The 16,768-nt window shown below is 72.3% G+C and carries 16 protein-coding genes; 6 read left to right on the top strand and 10 right to left on the bottom strand.

Features of this window, described 5'->3' with window-relative positions:
* Positions 1 to 28 precede the first annotated feature (28 nt).
* On the bottom strand, positions 29 to 838 hold the full coding sequence (locus AB0I28_RS15930) for a hypothetical protein (protein WP_357493761.1): 810 nt from the start codon (positions 836 to 838) through the stop codon (positions 29 to 31).
* Between the two features lie 277 nt (positions 839 to 1,115).
* Between AB0I28_RS15930 and AB0I28_RS15925 the strand changes: the two genes are divergently transcribed.
* Complete coding sequence (locus tag AB0I28_RS15925; protein WP_357493759.1) at positions 1,116 to 3,113, top strand: TIM-barrel domain-containing protein; 1,998 nt, start codon at positions 1,116 to 1,118, stop codon at positions 3,111 to 3,113.
* Here the strand turns inward: AB0I28_RS15925 and AB0I28_RS15920 are convergent.
* The 4 genes from AB0I28_RS15920 to AB0I28_RS15905 are packed head-to-tail and all read right to left on the bottom strand — an operon-like array spanning position 3,110 to position 8,040.
* The gene (locus AB0I28_RS15920; RefSeq protein ID WP_357493757.1) at positions 3,110 to 3,727 is read right to left on the bottom strand and encodes a GNAT family protein; all 618 of its coding nucleotides are present in this window, start codon (positions 3,725 to 3,727) and stop codon (positions 3,110 to 3,112) included. The genes AB0I28_RS15925 and AB0I28_RS15920 overlap by 4 nt on opposite strands.
* Entirely contained in the window at positions 3,724 to 4,983 is a 1,260-nt protein-coding gene (gene glp / locus AB0I28_RS15915) for a gephyrin-like molybdotransferase Glp (RefSeq protein ID WP_357493755.1), read from the bottom strand. The genes AB0I28_RS15920 and glp overlap by 4 nt, the downstream gene beginning before the upstream one ends.
* Positions 4,984 to 5,002: 19 nt before the next feature.
* On the bottom strand, positions 5,003 to 5,902 hold the full coding sequence (locus AB0I28_RS15910) for a UTP--glucose-1-phosphate uridylyltransferase (protein ID WP_357493754.1): 900 nt from the start codon (positions 5,900 to 5,902) through the stop codon (positions 5,003 to 5,005).
* A 44-nt stretch (positions 5,903 to 5,946) separates the two neighbouring features.
* Positions 5,947 to 8,040: a diguanylate cyclase gene (locus tag AB0I28_RS15905; protein ID WP_357493752.1), complete on the bottom strand. Its 2,094-nt coding sequence runs from the start codon at positions 8,038 to 8,040 to the stop codon at positions 5,947 to 5,949.
* Between the two features lie 212 nt (positions 8,041 to 8,252).
* Here AB0I28_RS15905 and AB0I28_RS15900 point away from each other — a divergent pair, with 212 nt between their 5' ends.
* Together AB0I28_RS15900 and AB0I28_RS15895 are read left to right on the top strand one after the other, a co-directional pair.
* Positions 8,253 to 8,840, top strand: a complete 588-nt coding sequence (locus tag AB0I28_RS15900; RefSeq protein ID WP_357493750.1) for a 5-formyltetrahydrofolate cyclo-ligase — start codon at positions 8,253 to 8,255, stop codon at positions 8,838 to 8,840.
* 104 nt (positions 8,841 to 8,944) lie between these two features.
* Positions 8,945 to 9,271 carry an FmdB family zinc ribbon protein gene (locus AB0I28_RS15895; RefSeq protein ID WP_357493748.1) on the top strand — a complete coding sequence of 109 codons (327 nt, stop codon included), beginning with the start codon at positions 8,945 to 8,947 and terminating at the stop codon, positions 9,269 to 9,271.
* 323 nt (positions 9,272 to 9,594) lie between these two features.
* Here the strand turns inward: AB0I28_RS15895 and AB0I28_RS15890 are convergent, their stop codons facing one another.
* The 3 genes from AB0I28_RS15890 to AB0I28_RS15880 all read right to left on the bottom strand — a co-directional run bounded on the left by AB0I28_RS15890 (position 9,595) and on the right by AB0I28_RS15880 (position 12,173).
* Entirely contained in the window at positions 9,595 to 10,206 is a 612-nt protein-coding gene (locus AB0I28_RS15890) for a GNAT family N-acetyltransferase (RefSeq protein ID WP_357493746.1), read from the bottom strand.
* Positions 10,207 to 10,215: 9 nt separating this feature from the next.
* Positions 10,216 to 11,832: a ribosomal protection-like ABC-F family protein gene (gene abc-f / locus AB0I28_RS15885; RefSeq protein ID WP_357494279.1), complete on the bottom strand. Its 1,617-nt coding sequence runs from the start codon at positions 11,830 to 11,832 to the stop codon at positions 10,216 to 10,218.
* A gap of 170 nt (positions 11,833 to 12,002) precedes the next feature.
* Positions 12,003 to 12,173 carry a hypothetical protein gene (locus AB0I28_RS15880; protein WP_357493744.1) on the bottom strand — a complete coding sequence of 57 codons (171 nt, stop codon included), beginning with the start codon at positions 12,171 to 12,173 and terminating at the stop codon, positions 12,003 to 12,005.
* Between the two features lie 146 nt (positions 12,174 to 12,319).
* Between AB0I28_RS15880 and AB0I28_RS15875 the strand changes: the two genes are divergently transcribed.
* The 3 genes from AB0I28_RS15875 to AB0I28_RS15865 all read left to right on the top strand — a co-directional run bounded on the left by AB0I28_RS15875 (position 12,320) and on the right by AB0I28_RS15865 (position 15,753).
* Positions 12,320 to 13,330, top strand: a complete 1,011-nt coding sequence (locus AB0I28_RS15875) for a hypothetical protein (RefSeq protein WP_357493742.1) — start codon at positions 12,320 to 12,322, stop codon at positions 13,328 to 13,330.
* A 70-nt stretch (positions 13,331 to 13,400) separates the two neighbouring features.
* Complete coding sequence (locus tag AB0I28_RS15870; protein WP_357493740.1) at positions 13,401 to 14,543, top strand: SAM-dependent methyltransferase; 1,143 nt, start codon at positions 13,401 to 13,403, stop codon at positions 14,541 to 14,543.
* Between the two features lie 85 nt (positions 14,544 to 14,628).
* On the top strand, positions 14,629 to 15,753 hold the full coding sequence (locus AB0I28_RS15865; protein WP_357493739.1) for a hypothetical protein: 1,125 nt from the start codon (positions 14,629 to 14,631) through the stop codon (positions 15,751 to 15,753).
* 4 nt (positions 15,754 to 15,757) lie between these two features.
* On the opposite strand, the gene AB0I28_RS15860 is transcribed toward AB0I28_RS15865, so the two are convergent.
* Both AB0I28_RS15860 and AB0I28_RS15855 read right to left on the bottom strand, forming a co-directional pair.
* Positions 15,758 to 16,099, bottom strand: coding sequence for a DUF5713 family protein (locus AB0I28_RS15860; protein WP_357493737.1), 342 nt, complete (start codon positions 16,097 to 16,099; stop codon positions 15,758 to 15,760).
* 65 nt (positions 16,100 to 16,164) lie between these two features.
* Positions 16,165 to 16,686 (bottom strand): helix-turn-helix domain-containing protein, encoded by a 522-nt coding sequence (locus AB0I28_RS15855; protein ID WP_357493735.1) that lies wholly within the window; start codon positions 16,684 to 16,686, stop codon positions 16,165 to 16,167.
* Positions 16,687 to 16,768 lie beyond the last annotated feature (82 nt).

Raw genomic sequence — 16,768 nt, 5'->3', positions numbered from 1 at the left:
GGGGGGCGGGAAACCCGCCCCCCTTTTTTTACACGTTCGCGGCCGGTGACTCGTAGGACCGGCCCCGGATCCCGCCGCCCCTGCGACGCGGCGGCTCGACCGGAGAGTCGTCTTCGGGCTCCTCGTCGTCCTCGTCGTCGACGTAGTCGACCGGCGCCGGCTCCTGCGGCCAGCGGGAATCGGAGTCGCCCGACTCCTCGACCCACTCCGGATCCGACTCGTTCAGCGGACTCTGCGTCTGACGCGGCAGGTGCCGCTTCGGCCGCTCCGCCGACGGCAGCGCCTTGCGCTGCCCGCGAGCCGAGGCCAGCGCCCGAAGGCGCAGGTAGCGCACATACCAGAGGGTCACCAGGAACACCCCGGCGAAACCGACCCAGAAACCCGGGCCGACGAAGATGACGCCCAGCAGCTCCAGAAAACTCAGGCCGAGCATGCCGATGAGGATGCGGCGATGCCGACGGCGCCACCAGGCACGTCGCTCGATCGTTGCCACGTCCGTCTCACCCACCGGAACTTGAGAAGTCTGAGCGCTCAACCGTACCGAGGTCGCGCGCGCACGGCCAACACGCGACCACCCGCCGCGCCCACTGTCGGAAGGCGGACTCGGCAACGCGTCCCCGGCGCAACCGACCGTATCGTCACCCGTGACGTGATCGTCCGGCTGCGGAGGGTTCAGGGGAACGGCCCCGGGCACCGTCCGCTTGCGACGGTCGCGGGACAGGACCCGCGCGTCCGAGGTGGCCCGTTCGGCCGCGATGCGCTCGCCCGCGTCGTAGCGGCGCACCAGGGCCGGGGCAAGGGCCAGCAGCCCGGCTGCGGCGAGCACCGCGAGCAGCACCGACGTCGGCATCCTCAGCCCCCACCCTTCCGCTGTTACCCGAGGGTACGCCCAGGGGCGCGTCGAGCGTGCGGATATGTGGGGGCCGGAGGGCCCGCGTCCCGTCGTCGCAAGTGGACGCGGCGACCCTCCCCAGTCGACGGTAAGCGTTTACGGCTTATGCGCCTCGACGGCGTCTTGGCCGGTCGCGGGCCTCCGCCTTCGCCCAGCTTCTTGACCTTGACCGCTCCGCGCGGCGCTCCTACACTCCGGCGAAACCGCTTTCCACGGGAGCAGCATGTCGCCCATCGCCGCCGAATCCGGCGCCCTCGTCCTCAACCGTCTCAGCGAGACCCTCCGGGTCGAGGCCTGGGGTCCGCACGCGGTCCGGGTCCGGGCCGGGCGCTCCCCCGCGGCCGTCGAGCAGGAGCTTCCCGGCGCGCTCGACCTGCCGCCCGCGCCCACCGAGGCCGAGGCGGTCCTCGACGAGCACGGCGGCGGGCGCCTGGTCAACGGGCGGATCACCGTCGAGGTCGACGCCTCGGGTCGGGTGCGTTTCCTGCGCACCGGCACCGGTCGCGAACTGCTCGCCGAGAAGAAGGCCTACAGCTTCACGCCCGGGCCGAGGATCGTGGCGCCGGCCGAGGCGGGCACGCGCTCGGTCGAGCAGCACTTCGAGGCCTACGAGGGCGAGCGCCTCTACGGTCTGGGGCAGCAGTTGCACGGCCGGCTGGACCAGAAGGGGTGTGTGGTCGAGCTGGTGCAGCGCAACACGGTGGTGTCGATCCCGTTCCTGCATTCTTCGCGGGGTTATGGGCTGCTGTGGAACAACCCGGCGCTGGGGCGGGTGGAGTTGGGCGCGGACGCGACGCGGTGGGTGGCCGATTCGGCGCGGCGGATCGACTACTGGGTGACGGCCGGGGATTCGCCGGCCGAGATCGCGGCGGCCTATGCCGAGGCGACCGGTCCGGCGCCGGAGTTGCCGGCGTGGGCGAGCGGGTTCTGGCAGTCGAAGCTGCGTTATCGCGACCAGGAGGAGCTGCTGGGGGTGGCGCGGGAGCATCGGGGGCGGGGGCTGCCGATGTCGGTGATCGTGTGCGACTTCTTCCACTGGCCGAGGATGGGCGACTGGCGTTTCGACGCCGGGGCCTGGCCCGACCCGGCGGCGATGGTCGCGGAGTTGGCGGAGCTGGGGGTGAGACTGGCGGTCTCGGTGTGGCCGACGGTGGATCCGGACAGTGAGAGTTTCGGGGAGCTGCGGGAGTCGCGGCACCTGGTGCGGGACGTGCGGGGCGGGCTGCTCACGCACGAGTGGCCGGTCGAGGGGAGCGAGAAGGCGCCGTGCGCCTATGTCGACTCCACCGATCCGGGTGCGCGCGCGGCGATGTGGGCGCGGATCCGGCGCAACTACGCCGACAAGGGGGTGGCGGCGTTCTGGCTGGACGCGAACGAGCCGGTCGGGCCGCCGTGGCTGGGGCGGCGGGCGCTGTACGCGGCGGGTACCGGCGAGGAGGTCGGCAACATCTACGGCGCGCTGCACAACCGGGCCTTCGCCGAGGGGCAGCGGGAGGCCGGGGTCGAGCGTCCGCTGAGCCTGGTCCGGTCGACGTGGGCGGGCGGTCAGCGCGACGGGATCGCGCTGTGGTCGGGGGATGTGGCGCCGACCTTCGAGTCCTTCGCCGTGCAGGTCACCGCGGGGCTGAACGTGGCGATGAGCGGGATCCCGTGGTGGCACACCGACATCGGCGGCTTCTCGGGCGGGGACCCTGCGGACCCGGCCTACCGGGAGCTGCTGGTCCGCTGGTTCCAGTACGGGACTTTCAGTCCGGTCATGCGCCTGCACGGTGACCGGGTGCCGCATCACGGGTCCTTCTCGACCGAGATGTCCGGCGGCCCCAACGAGGTGTGGTCCTACGGGGAGGAGGCCTACGGCATCCTCACCGAGCATCTGGCGCTGCGGGAGCGGCTGCGGCCGTATCTGGCGGAGCTGTCGACGGCGGCGCACCGGACGGGCGCGCCGCCGATGCGGCCGCTGTTCTTCGACTTCCCCGGCGACGAGCGGGCGTGGACGGTCGCCGACCAGTTCATGCTCGGCCCCGACCTGCTCGTCGCGCCGGTCACCGAGGCCGGTGCGCGCGAGCGGGCGGTGTACCTGCCGTCGGGAACGCGGTGGCTGGACGTGCGGGCCGGGGCGGTGCACGAGGGTGGGGCCGAGGTCGACGCGAAGGCGCCGCTGCGGCACATCCCGGTGTTCGCGCGCGAGGGCGCGGCGGTGTCCGAGAAGGTGGCCGGTTAGACGGAGAGGGCTTTCAGGCGGCCGAGCAGGCCGCCGGGCTCGCTGATGTCCTCGATGGTGACGGCGTAGCCGATGTGGTCGCGCCAGCCGCCGTCGATGTAGAGGTAGCGCTCGTGCATGGCCTCGCGGCGAAAGCCCAGCTTCTCCACGACGCGCTGGCTCGGCCGGTTGTCGGGCTGGATGTTGACCTCGACGCGGTGCAGGCCGCCGTAGGCGAAGGCGTGGTCGACGGCCAGCGCCAGCGCGGTCGGGGTGATGCCGCGCCCGGCGTGTCCCTGGTCGACCCAGTAGCCGGCGTAGGCCGAGCGGAAGGCGCGCCGGACGATGTTGCCGATGGTCAGCTGCCCGACGAAGACGCCGTCGTAGCAGACGGCGAAGGGCATCGCGGCGCCCGACTTGGCCGACTTGGCGAGGTCTCGGTAGAGGGCCTTGAACGAGGCGGGGTGGTGCGTGTCGTACCAGGAGCCCAGGGGCGTGGGCTCCCATTTGGCCAGCCAGTTCTCGTTGGCCCGGCGCATCGCGCTCCACGGCTTGGCGTCGCGGCGCCGGTAGGGGCGGAGCGTGACAGGGCCGTCCGTGAGCACCACGGGCCAGCCCATTCGTTCGTCGGTCATCGTCGCCTGTCAAAGAGGAGTACGTCCACTGTGGATCCCGCGGGGGCGTTGGTGACCTTCTCCCCCAGAACCATCAGGCCACTCGCCACCGCCAGACCGGACAGAGTGTACGGACCCCCCGACAGCGGCGCCACGGTGAACCCGCCGCCCCGCCGCTCGGTGACCTCGGCGGGCCGGAACTCCCGCAGACCCGCCGGTGAGGACACCGTCTCCAGCAGGTGCGCCTTCACCTGGGAGCGGAAGACCGGCTCGACGCCGGCGAGCCGGCGGATGATCGGCCGCGCGAAGGCCTCGAAGGCGATCAGCGCGGCGCCGGGCTCGCCCGGCAGGCAGATGATGGGGATCTCCTCGGGGCCGATCGTGCCGAAGCCGAGCGTCGAGGAGGGGAAGATCGAGACGGTCGCGAAGTCGACGGCACCGTCGCGGCCGAAGGTGCGGCGGACCATGTCGCCGGGGCCGATCCCCGTCCCGCCGGTGGTGATGACCAGGTCGGAGCGCAGGGTCTGGTCGTCGAGGACGGTCCGCAGGGCCTCGGGCTCGTCGTCGCAGATGCCGATCCGGAACGCGTGCGCGCCCGCCTCGGCCGCCGCCGCGGTCAGTGCCGGGGAGTCCACGTCGACGACCTGCCCGGGCTGGCTGATCCGGCCGGCGTCCATGAGCTCGTCGCCGGTGGCGATGATGACCACGCGCGGTTCGGGCCGCACGTGGACGTCGCTGACGCCCGAGGCGGCGAACAGCGCGATCAGGTGCGGGTTCACCGTCTGACCCGCGCGGCCCAGGACCGCCCCGGCGGTGACCTCGTCGCCGGTCCGGCGCAGCCCGTACCCGCGTTTGGGGACCTCTGTTATCTCGACGGTGGCCATGCCCTGGTCGGTCCACGACAGCGGCACGACCGCCTCGGTGCCCGTGGGCAGCGGCGCGCCGGCGGCCACCGCGAAGCACGTGCCGGGCAGGATCCGCACCGGCCGCCACGACGCCGCCGCGACGTCCCCGAGGACCTTCAGCTGCACCGGGCGGCGCTCGGTCGCGGCGACGACGTCGTCGAAGCGGACCGCGTAGCCGTCCACCGTGGCGTGGTCGAATGCCGGGATCGGGCCGGGCGCGGTGACGTCGGCGGCGAGCGCGTGCCCGTGGGACTGGGTCAGGTGCACATCAATGGACGGCAGCGGCCGAACCCTGGCGAGCGCGTCGCTGAGAAACCGCACGAGTGGCACCACGTCTTCGCCCCGCTGTGCGTCCGGATGGAGTTCTGCCATCGAAGTACACCCCCAATCACTACTGGCGTTGAGTTTCCACGAATCGGGTCAGCCAGTCGCGAAACGCGCCGAGATCATCGCGTTGGCAGGCGAGCTGTACGACTGCCTGGAGGTAGCCGGCGGGCTCGCCGGTGTCGTAGCGGGTGCCTCGGAAGACGACGCCGTGCACGGGCGTGCCGGCTTCGAGGAGGCGGACCATCGCGTCGGTCAGCTGGATCTCGTTGCCGCGGCCGGGCTTGGTCTCGCGGATGGCGTCGAAGATGGTCGGGGGCAGGACGTAGCGGCCGATGAGGATGAGGTTGCTGGGGGCCTCGTCGACGGCGGGCTTCTCGACCAGGCCCGTGACGCGCAGGAGGTCGCCGTCGCCCACGACGGCGGCGACGCCGTAGCGGTCGACCTCGTCGCGCGGGACCTCCATGAGGGCGAGCACGATGCCGCCGGTCTCGGCCTGGAGTTCGATCATGCGCGGGAGGAGCCGGTCGCCGATCTCGGTGAACTCGTCGGCGAGCAGGACGGCGAAGGACTCGTCGCCGACGTGGGACTCGGCGTAGGAGATGGCGTGCCCGAGGCCGAGGGGTTCGCCCTGGCGGCAGGTGTAGATCTCGGCGAGGTCGCAGGGTTCGAGGATGGCGCGCAGGCGCTCGTCGTCGCCCTTCTCGATGAGCCGGGCCTCCAGGTCGGGGCGCCGGTCGAAGTGGTCGACCATGGAGGTCTTGCCGCGTCCGGTGACCAGGAGGATGTCGCGGATGTCGGCGGCCGCGGCCTCTTCGACGATGTACTGGAGCACCGGCCGGTCGACCACCGGCAGCAGTTCCTTCGGGACGGCCTTGGTCGCCGGGAGGAAGCGCGTGGCGAAACCGGCGGCCGGAATCACCGCCTTCAGTGGACGGACCGGGGGGGATGGCTCACGGTTCGACATGAGTAGGAGCCTACGGGTTCACCGTCCGAGGTTGCGGCAACAATCTAAGTGACGGGTGTTGCGTCACCGGGAGGTTTATCCGCATCGGTTTTGGACACACGGTAGGTGTCGCGCCCGGCGGCCTTGGCGGCGTAGAGGGCCTCGTCGGCGGCGGCGAGGACGTCGGCGCCGGTCTCTCCGTGGTCGGGGAAGATCGCGATGCCCATGGAGATGGTGACCTCGACGGTGCGGGCGGTGCCGTCGGCGGTGGGCGGGAGCGGGAAGGGGTCTCGGCGGATGGCCTCGCCGAGGCGGCGGGCGACGGGGATGGCGCCGTAGCGGTCGGTCTCGGGGAGCAGGACGACGAACTCCTCGCCGCCGTAGCGGAAGGCGAAGTCGACCTCGCGGATCTGGGCGGTGATGCGGGCGGCGAGTTCGATGAGGACCTGGTCGCCGACGGGGTGGCCGTAGGTGTCGTTGACGTCTTTGAAGCGGTCGAGGTCGATGGCGATGACGGCGGTGCGGCGACCGAAACGGTGGGCGCGTTCGACCTCCTTGTCCATGGTGACCTTGAGGTAGCGGTAGTTCCACAGGCCGGTGAGGGGGTCGGTGAGGGACAGGCGCTGTGCCTCTTCGTGGAGGAGGACGTTCTCGACGGCGACGGCGGCCTGCCCGGCGAAGGTGCGCAGGGTCGACAGGTCGGTGTCGTCGAACTCGTCGAAGCCGAGGCGGTCGTAGAGGGCGAGGACGCCGACGGGCCGGGCGGCGGGGCCGGCGACGCGGACGAGGCCGTCGGCGCCGGTGAAGGGCACGGCGATGTAGGTGTGGCAGCGGGGTTCCTGCGGGGCGAAGACGGTCTCGCCGGTGACGCGGCCGCGGCGGGACTCGCCGCCGGCGACTATGCCGCCGAGGAGGCCTTCGCCGACTTCGACGCGGATGACGCCGGCGGCGCGGGGGTCGCCGGCGGCGATCCCCGCGTGGCAGCGGGCGACGAGGACGGTGCCGGCCTCGTCGGCCTCCTCGTCGACGAGCAGGATCGCGCCGGACTGGGCGCCGGTGGCGGTCATGGCGGTGCTGAGGATGACTTCGAGGATGCGGTCGAGGTCGTGGGTGGAGGAGAGGGTGTCGCCGAGGAGGCCGAGGTTGCCGCGCAGCTGGTCGCGGCTGGCGGTGAGGGCCTGGACGTAGCCCTGCATCTCGCGGGTCATGCGGTTGAAGTTGTTGGCGAGGTGGGCGACCTCGTCGTTGCCGCGGACGGGGACGCGCGCCTCCAGGTCGCCGGCGGCGACGCGGTCGGCGGCGGTGGCGAGTTCGGTGACGGGTCTGGTGGTGGACCGGGCCAGCCACCAGGCGACGCCGACGGCGGCGAAGCCCGCGGCGGCCACGGACAGCAGCAGGAGGGGGTAGAGCCCGGAGGGGAGGTCCTTGTCGGTGGTGAGGACGAGTTCGAGGGGCTGGCCGCTGGCGGCGGGGACGACCTGGAGGAGGCCGCCGTCCTCGGTGTCGGTGGCCTCGCCGGGGTTGAGGCCGCGCGCGGCTTCGGCGACGGCGGCCGCGGCCTGCGGGGAGATGCTCGACAGGGGCGGGTCGCCGTCGCCGGTGAGGACGGTGACGTCGCAACCGGAGAGGGCGGCGAGGCTGTCGACGAGATCGGCGTCGAGGGCGACGCCGGCGCGGACGGTGCCCATGGCGCGGCCGTCGGCGTCGTAGAGGGCCACGTGCGCGGCGACGGCGGGCACCGACTCGGCGCCCACCGAGCCTGCGCCGGTGCCGGTGGTGACGGTGCCGGTGTCGGCGCAGTCGGTCCAGGTGTGGACGCGCGCGCCCGCCTCGGCGACGGCGGTGCCGCCGGCGTCGGTGACGGTGACGGCCTCGGCGAGGCCGCGCCGGACGAGGCGGCCGGCGTACTCGGCGGAGCGGACGGGGTCGAGGGTGCCCGACTCGGTGGCGAGCATGCCGACGGTCTCGGCGGCGCCCGACAGGCGCGAGCAGAGGGAGTCGACGGCGGTGTGCAGCGCGGCGGCGCCGTACTGGAGGCGTTCTTCGGCGCGGTTGTGGCCGACGGCGGTGACGGTGACGCCGACGAAGAGGGCGCCGACGAGGACCGGGCCGAGCACCACGGCGAGGAAGGCGGCGGTGAGCCGGGCGCGCAACGTCATGTCCGGGTCACCTCAGCTCGAGTGTCGGGGGTGGCCTGCGGCTCGCCGGGGCGGCCGCGATCTCGCGGTCCGGCACCGTGCGCACACACTGGTGGCGGTTCGCTCGATGCAATGTAACCATCGGTCCGCCTTGCCGGCACACCACGTTTGAACAACGATCGACCACCGGGTAGGGCTACGCGCGGCTTGTGTCCGCGGAAAGGTGAAATGGCATGGGATCACCGGAGAAATCGGAAAAGGCGGTGCTTCGGGGCCGTTTTCTGGCCCGCCGCCGCGCGCTGTCCACAGTGGATCGTACGACCGCCGACGCGGCCCTGCGCGCGGCCCTCGCCGAGGTCGTTTCGATGCTGGCCAAAGCCGGTTCGACGGTCGCCGCCTACGCTCCAATGAACGGTGAGCCGGGCGGTGCCGACCTGCCCGATTTTCTGCTCGGGACCGGCCACAGTGTCCTGCTGCCGGTGTTCCGCGCCGACTTCGATCTCGACTGGATCCCCTTCACCGGTGCGCTTACCGCCGGCGCGCTGCGCGGGCTGCGCGAACCGGTCGGCGAGGGGACGCGCGAAGCCGTCGGCGAGGCCGCGCTCGTGATCGTGCCCGCCTTGGCCGTCGGAGCCGACGGGACCCGGCTCGGTCGCGGCGGGGGTTCCTACGACCGCGCGCTGGCCCGCGTCGAGCCGTCCGTGCCCGTCATCGCGCTCATCGACGACGGCGAATTCGTCGACACCGTGCCCGGCGAGGAGCACGACCGGAGTGTGACGGGGATCATCACGCCGGGGACCGGGTACGTCGCGCTGGAGTGATGCGGCCGTTCTCACCGCGCCCCCGGCTGGACGATCGAGGCCGGCGGCTGCACAATTAGCACTTGGCGAAGCTGAGTGCTAAAGCTGCTGACCGGAGGAAAGAAGTGCCTACGTACCAATACGCCTGCACCAAGTGCGGCGACGAGCTGGAGGCGGTGCAGAAGTTCACCGACGAGCCGCTCAAGGAATGCCCCACGTGCTCGGGTGACCTGCGCAAGGTCTTCTCCGCGGTGGGCGTGGTCTTCAAGGGCAGTGGCTTCTACCGCACCGACAACCGCACCAACTCGTCGAAGGAGTCGTCGAAGAGCACCTCGACGACCGAGACGAAGAAGAGCGACTCGGGGTCGGGATCGTCGGGGTCGACGCCCGCGAAGTCGGAGAGCAAGCCCGCGGCCGAGTCGAAGCCGAAGGCCGCCGCCAACAAGGCGTGACGCGCAGCCGGACTTTCACCGCACCCACGCTTCGGCGGGGGTGCGGTTTTGTGTGTGGGGGTCAGGGTTCGGGCCGGCACGCCCGATCACTGAGCGAAGTCGATTCGTGACATAGGATCCGCGTCGTGCTGCCGGCTTATCTCGACGAGTCGTATACCCAGGACAAGTTCCTCATCGCGGCCCTGCTCTGCGACGGGAGCAGCACAAAGGCCTCGCAGATGCGAGGCCTAGGGCGGGATCGGAGGACATGTCCTCCTGCCGTCAATCTTACCTCGGAGACCTGGGGAACTGCGGTGACCTAGGCAAATACTCGCCTACGAGGATCACTCGGGCCGAAACACCGAAGGCAAGTGCCCCCGCCACCCCCACCCCATCGCCGTGTACAGGTCACGGCCGACGTCCGTGGCGACCAGCACGCCCGTCGACGCCCCCGTCTCCGCCGCGCGCGAGGTCAGCGCCCGCACCGCCACGCGCCCGAGGCCGCGCCTGCGGTGGGCCGGCTCGGTGCTGACGCGGTCGACGACGGCGAAGTCCCCGGCCGCGGCGAGGTGCGCGGCGGCGGCAGGCGTGCCGTCGGCGGTCTCGATGACGGCGGCGAGCACGGCGCCCTCCTCGATCCGCAGGGTGTATCCCTCGGGCGGCTCGGCCTTCTCCTGCCTCAGTTCCACCGTCATCAGGTGCCCGGGCGGGCCGTGGGTCCAGCCGGGGAGGGGCGGGAGCTCACCGGCCGTCTTGATCCACGTGCCGGGTTCGGTCCCGACGGCGGCGAGCAGGTCGCGGTCGTAGGTGTGGAAGACGTGCCGGACGCGGTGGCCGTGGTCGCCGACGTCGACGCGGAAGCCGCCGGGGATCTCGACGGGGGCGGGGGTCGCGCGCGACAGCGCCCACCCCACTCCCCAGGCGTTGACCAGTACGGGGAGGGGGTGGGCGATCATGCCGCCAGGCTATGCCGCGGCGAGCGCGGGCACACCGAGACGTAGCTCACGGCCGGCGAAGGAGGCGCGCATGCGCCGGTCGTGGGTGACCAGCACGACCGCGCCGGGGTAGCCGTCGAGGGCGGCTTCGAGCTCGTCGGCGAGGGCGGGTGTGAGGTGGTTGGTGGGTTCGTCGAGGAGCAGCAGGCCGGCGGGTTCGCCGAGGAGGCGGGCCAGTTCGAGCCTGCGGCGCTGCCCGGTGGACAGGGTCGCGACCTGGCGGGTGAGGTCGCGGGGGTGGAACAGTCCGAGGGCGAGGAGTTCTTCGGCGTGTTCGTCGGGCGGTCCGGGTCGTCCTTTCGCGTAGGCGGCCAGGAGGGTGCCGCCGTGGATGGCGGCGTCGTCCTGGCGCAGGTGGGCGACGCGGCCGGTGACGGCGACGCTGCCCGCGTCGGGTGCGAGTTCTCCGGCGAGCAGGCGCAGGAGCGTGGTCTTGCCCGAGCCGTTGGGGCCGGTGACGAGCAGCCGGTCGCCGGGGGCGAGGGTCAGCTCGTCGAGGGCGAGGCGGCCGTCGACGCGCACGTCGCGCAGTTCGGCGGCGACGGCCTCGCCGGTGAAGTGCCCGGCGAAGCGCAGCGGTTCGGGCGGCGCGGTGACCGGCGCGCTGTCGAGCCGGTGGAGCCGTTCCTTGGCGTCGCGGATGCGGCTCATGGCGCCGTGCGCGCGTGAGCGCGCTCGGAAGGCGCCGGCGCCGCTGAACGCGGCCGGTGCCTTGCGCGGGATGCCGGCGAGGCGGCCGGCGTTGGCGTCGACGAGGGCTTCCTGGCGGCGGTGCTCGTCGAGCCAGTCGCGGTGCTCGCGGGCGCGGCGGGCGCGCTCGGCGGCCTTGGCCCTCAGGTAGCCGGTGTAGCCGGAGCCGTAGCGCCGGACGGTGCGGGTCTCGTGGTCCACCTCCAGGATGGTCGTGGTGACGCGGTCGAGGAAGGACCGGTCGTGGGTGACGGCGACGACGGTCCCCCGGTGGCGGCGCAGGTGCTCCTCAAGCCAGGCGACGGCGGAGTCGTCGAGGTCGTTGGTGGGTTCGTCGAGGAGCAGCAGTTCGGGCCCGGCGGCGAGGGTCGCGGCCAGCGCCAGGCGGGAGAGCTGGCCGCCCGACAGGGTGCCGAGCTCCCGGGCGCGGTCGAGGCCGTCTTGGCCGAGGCCGTGCAGGGCGATGTCGACGCGGGTGTCGGCGCGGTAGCCGTCGACGGCCTCGAACCTGGCCTGTAGTTCGGCGTAGGCGGCGAGGTCGGCGGCGGTGGACAGGCTGGTCTCTGCCTCGCGGAGTTCGCGCTGGAGCGCGCGGATCTCGGCCAGGGCGAGGTCGATGGCGTCGCCGACGGTCGCGGTCGGCGGGAGGCCGATCGTCTGGGCGAGGTGCCCGACGCCGCCCGGCGCGTGGACGGTGACGGTGCCGTTGTCGGGGGCCTCGCCGCCGGTCATCAGGCGCAGGAGCGTGGACTTGCCGGAGCCGTTGTCGCCGACCACGCCGACCTTCTCACCGGGCTTGACCGCGAAGGTCACCTGGTCGAGGACGAGGGTGTCTCCGTAGCGCCTGGTGACACCGGACAGGGCGAGCTGGGTGCCGTGCGGGGATGGGGTGCGCATGGTCGCCTCCTGGAGGGTGGTGTGGCGGACGGTGGCCGGGGCGGCGGGACGGATCAGATCGGGCTCCTCAAGTAGAGACGAGACGTTTCGTCTCGCGGTCATGACATGACGATAGACGATCCTCCGCGATTAAGCAAGACGGATCGTCTCGTCTCGTTATTGAGGGCCCTCTACTCCCAGTGGGGCGGCCGGTCCTCCAGCAACCGGCGGTCGTCCTCGCTGACCGTCGGCCTGCGCTCGCCCCACCCGGCGTCGGTGTCGTCGCGGGTCTGGTCGGGCAGGATGTCGAGTCCACCGTCGTCGGACAGGTCGACCTCGCGGTCGTCGTCTTGAGCGGTCACGTACTTCTCCAAGCATGCTTCCTGCGTGCCGGGGCACGACCGATAACACCGAGGGAAGCCTACGACGCCGGCGGCCCCGCCACACCCCGGTCGCCCGGCAGTGTCCGGTTCCACAGGGGTCGCACGCGTGTACCAGACTTGCGGCCATGAGCACGAACGCCGACCTGGCCCACCAGCTGATCGTCACGCTCTGCCACCGGTACGCCTTCGGCGACGTGCGGGCGCTGCTGCCCGGCTTCGAGCTGCCCGCGCCGAAGCTGGCCCGGATGCGCCGGCTGTGCCTGTTCGGCCAGCGACTGGCCGACCTCGACGCCGAGGACTTCGACATGGACGGCCTCGAAGGCGCCCAGCCCGACCTCGTCTCGCTCGTCGAGCGCGCCAAGCGCTGCCGCATGCCGCAGGAGCCCGGCGAGGCCGACCGCGGCGCGCTCAAGACCATGCGCCCGGCCTTCCGCCTGCTCCTGGAGGTCCTGGAGGCCCGCTGGCGGCGCGCCGACATGGCCGGCCTCGTCTCGTGCGCGCACATCATGTCGGAGTACCTGCCCCTGCTGGTGTGGGAGTCGGTGTGGGGCCACGCCGCCGACCCCGCCCTGCTCCCCGCGACCGTCGACGTCATGGGCTCCCGCTTCGGCGACCGCCAGGCGCAGGAGGAGCGCCGCTGCGACCACAACCGCACCGACGCCGGCGCCACCCAGCGCGCCCTGAAGGTCGCCTCCGGACCCGGCGAGGGCTGGCGCGCCTACCTCGACCGCCAGCACAGCAACGTCTCGCACGCCCTGGCCGTGTGCGCCAGCCGCTGCCGCAACCGCTGCGGGGTGGTCAACTCCCTCGACAAGCCCGTGCGCGATTCCCTCGAAGACCGCTGCTCGGTGGCGCTGTCCTTCGGCGACAGCGCCCTGATCCGCCTGCGGCACGCCGCCCCCGTCGGCCACGGCTTCGGCGTCCCCTCCCGCGAGGAGGTCAGCGAGGTGTGGGCGCGCAGCCGCGAGGCCCTGGCCAAGCGCGGCGAGATCGGCGCGGCCGTGGCCACCGACGACGGCTTCTGCCTGCCCGGACTGCCCAGCCTGTTCACCGCCCTCGCCGGCGTCGAACTCGTCCCCGACACGCTCCTGCGCGACGTCGCCGACCTGGCCGTGCGCACCCTGTCGGAGGCGTGAGCGCCGCCACCGGGCGTAACGCGTGCGACACCGTGCGGGGACGGCGAGCGCCGCGTGCCAAGATCTGAGGGTGGAAGCCGAGCTGAACAACGCCCTGGCCGAGTTGCGCGGCCTCCTCCTCGACGACGCCGGGTCCTTCGTGTCCGCCGTCGCCGCGGGCCGCCGTAAGGGCCAGGACGCCCCCGCGCCGACGAAGCTGCGCCCGGTCACCGTCAAGGGCCGCGAGCTGCTCCAGCTGGAGACCGCCGACGGCGCCGGGCCGACCGTCCGCAACGTCGAGCCGGGCGAGGCGGCGGCCGTCGTGGACGAACTCCTCGCGCGGCCCTACGGCAACTGGCACGTGGTGACCACCGACCGGACCGTCGCGGTGCGGATCACCAAACGCGGAAAGGCCTTCGTGCACCGCACCGATGAGGGTGGGCAGCGCGTCACCGCCCACGACCGCGTCAAGTCGCACCTGCTGGCGCCCGACGACCCGCTGTTCGCCGCCGTCGGCGCCGACGCGGCCAAGCGCCGCCAGGTCGACCGCTTCCTCACCCTCGTCGACGGCAAGCTCGGCGAGGTCGCCGCGCCGCTCCACGTCGTCGACTTCGGTTGCGGCAACGCCTACCTCACCTTCGCCGCCTACAAGTACCTCTCGGGCGTGCGCGCGCTCGACGTGACCGTCACCGGCGTCGAGATCCGCGAGGAGCAGCGCGTCCACAACAACGCCGTCGCCGACAAGCTCGGCTACGCCGGGGGCATGCACTTCGTCGCCGACACCGCGGCCGACGCCTCTCTTCCCGACACCGACGTCGTCCTCGCGCTGCACGCCTGCGACACCGCCACCGACGAGGCCATCGCCCGCGGTGTCGAGCTCGGCGCCGCGCACATCTTCGCCGCGCCCTGCTGCCACCACGACATCGCCGAGCAGCTCAAGCGGGTCAAGGCGCCCGCGCCCTACCGGTCGCTCGTGGCCGACGGGATCCTCCGCGAGCGTTTCGCCGACACCCTCACCGACGCACTGCGCGCCCTGCTGCTGCGCTCGCTGGGCTACGAGGTCGAGGTCTCGGAGTTCATCGCCTCGCAGCACACCCCGCGCAACTCGATGATCTGGGCGCGCCCGGCGCAGACCCCGGCGGCGCTGCGCACGGCCGCGCGGCTTGACTACGACGCGCTGGTCGAGCAGTGGGGGTTGCGGCCGAAGCTGGCCGAGCTCCTCGACGCGGGCTGAACCCGACCGAACCACCCTCTTTGCGGCGTATCCGCCCGTAGCATCCGAACGGGGGACGCGCCCGCGTCCGGAGGGGGACTTCAACATGCCCGGCCTGTACACCGACATCCCGAGCCGCCCGCAGATCGACACGCTGCTCAACCGGCGAGGCCCGGCGAGCGTCTCGATCTACCTCCCCACCGATCCGACCAATCCGAACGCGGCGCCGATCGCGTTCAAGGACCTCGCCAAGCGGGCGATCGACCAGCTCCGCGAGGCGGGGACCGGCAAGCACGAGGTCACCGCCCTTGAGGAGCACTTCGCCGACCTCGTCGACGACGGCGAATTCTGGCGCTTCCAGGCGCGCAGCCTCGCCGTGTTCGCCACGCCCGAGCGGCTGACGACGTTCCGGCTGCCCAACCACCTCCAGCCGCAGGCCGCGGTCGCCGACCGCTTCCACGTCAAGCCGCTGCTGCGCTCGGTGACCTTCCCGCAGACGGCGTACCTGCTGGCGCTGGCGCAGGGTTCGCTGCGGCTCCTGGAGATCGCCGAGGGCGTCACCCCCGAGCGGATCAAGGTCCCCGACCTGCCCGACGACGTCGCCGACGCGGTCGGCAAGGCCACCATCAAGCACCGGGCGCCCGAGCGGCGCGTCCAGGGCAGCGAGGGCCAGAAGATGCGGATGCGCCAGTACGCGCGCCAGATCGACGCCGCCCTGCGGCCGGTCCTGCCCGCCGACGGCGTCCCGCTGATCCTGGCCGGGACCGAGCCGCTGCTGAGCATCTTCCGCGAGGTCTGCTCCTACCCCGACGTCGCCGAGAACACCGTCGCGGGCAACCCCGAGGACCGCGGGGACGGCGAGCTGGCCGCCGCCGGGCGCGAAGTCCTCGACGAGGTGCACGCCGCGGAGCTCAAGGACCTCCAGACCCTCTTCGAGGAGCGCGCCTCGCGGGGGCGGACGCTGTTCGACCCCGGCGACGTGGCGCGCTTCGCGACGCAGGGCGCCGTCGACACCGTCTTCGTGGACTTCGACGCGACCGTCCCCGGCGAGGTGGACGATGCCGGCGAGGTCACCTACGCCGACGGCGACGACGCGGTCGCCTACGGGATCGTCGACGAGATCGCCCGGCGCGTGTGGCTGTCCGGCGGGCGGGTCCTGGCGGTACGCCGCGAGGACGTGCCCGGCGGCGGCGAGGTCGCCGCGATCCTGCGGTACGCGCCGCCCGTCTAGACGCTCACCAGTCGCGAGGGGAGATCAGCTTCTCGGCGTCGGCCTCGGTGAACCCGTAGGCGCCGGCGACGAACCAGAAGTCCTCACCGATCTCCTCGCGCGCGACGGTCTCGATCTCACTGCCGGCCGCGTCGAACTCGGCTTCGAGGAGGTTGAACTCCTCGGTCGCGGCATGGGTCAGCGCGTAGAGGGCGGTCAGGTCGGCGGGCTTGTCCGCCTCGATCCGCTCGCACAGGCGCAGCAGGATCGCCCGGCCCTTGTCGACGACGTGGTCGGGGAAGTACGGGTCGTCGTAGAGCCCTTGCAGGAACGCGTACTCCGCCACCCGCTGGTTCGTGATCGGCATGGGCCCGTCCGTCCGCTCGGGGAAATCGTCGCGCCGATCATGCACGAGGCCACCGACATCGGGCGCTACCCGCGGATGGGCACCAGCAGCCGCTTGGGCTCCCGCAGGGCGACACTGACCGGGTCCTCGCGCACGAAGTCGGCGTCGGGGCCGGGCCGGATCTCGACCTCGTCGGCGCCGACCGGCCCGCAGCTCGGGCACACCGATCCCCCGGTCAGCCGGCGCCCGCACTCGGCGTGGGCGTAGATGCGGGGCACCTCGCCGTCCATGACGTAGCGCGCCGACCAGGTCCCCAGCGCGGCCAGCACCGGCCACAGGGCGCGGCCGGCGTCGGTGAGGACGTACTCCTCGCGCACGGGCGAGTCGCTGTAGCGGCGCTTGGCGAGGATGCCGGCCGCCACCAGGTTCGAGAGGCGGTCGGCCAGGACCGCCCGGGGCGTCTCCAGGTGGGACAGGAAGTCGCTGTAGCGGCGGACGCCGAAGAACGCGTCGCGCACGATCAGCATCGTCCAGCGCTCGCCGACCAGTTCGAGGGCGCGCGCCAGTGAGCAGTCCCGCTGGTTGTCGTAGTCCTTGCCCAGTGCCATGGACCGATCCTAAACCCCGTGAGTTCGTTCAACGAACCGAGAGTGTTAGCGTGGCGCTCGCGAGTTCAATGAACGAACCAAG

The sequence above is a fragment of the Phytomonospora sp. NPDC050363 genome (assembly GCF_040655735.1).
Lineage (GTDB): Bacteria > Actinomycetota > Actinomycetes > Mycobacteriales > Micromonosporaceae > Phytomonospora.
The sequence above is the reverse complement of the archived record's forward strand: the minus strand, read 5'-3'. Positions and strand labels throughout refer to the sequence as shown.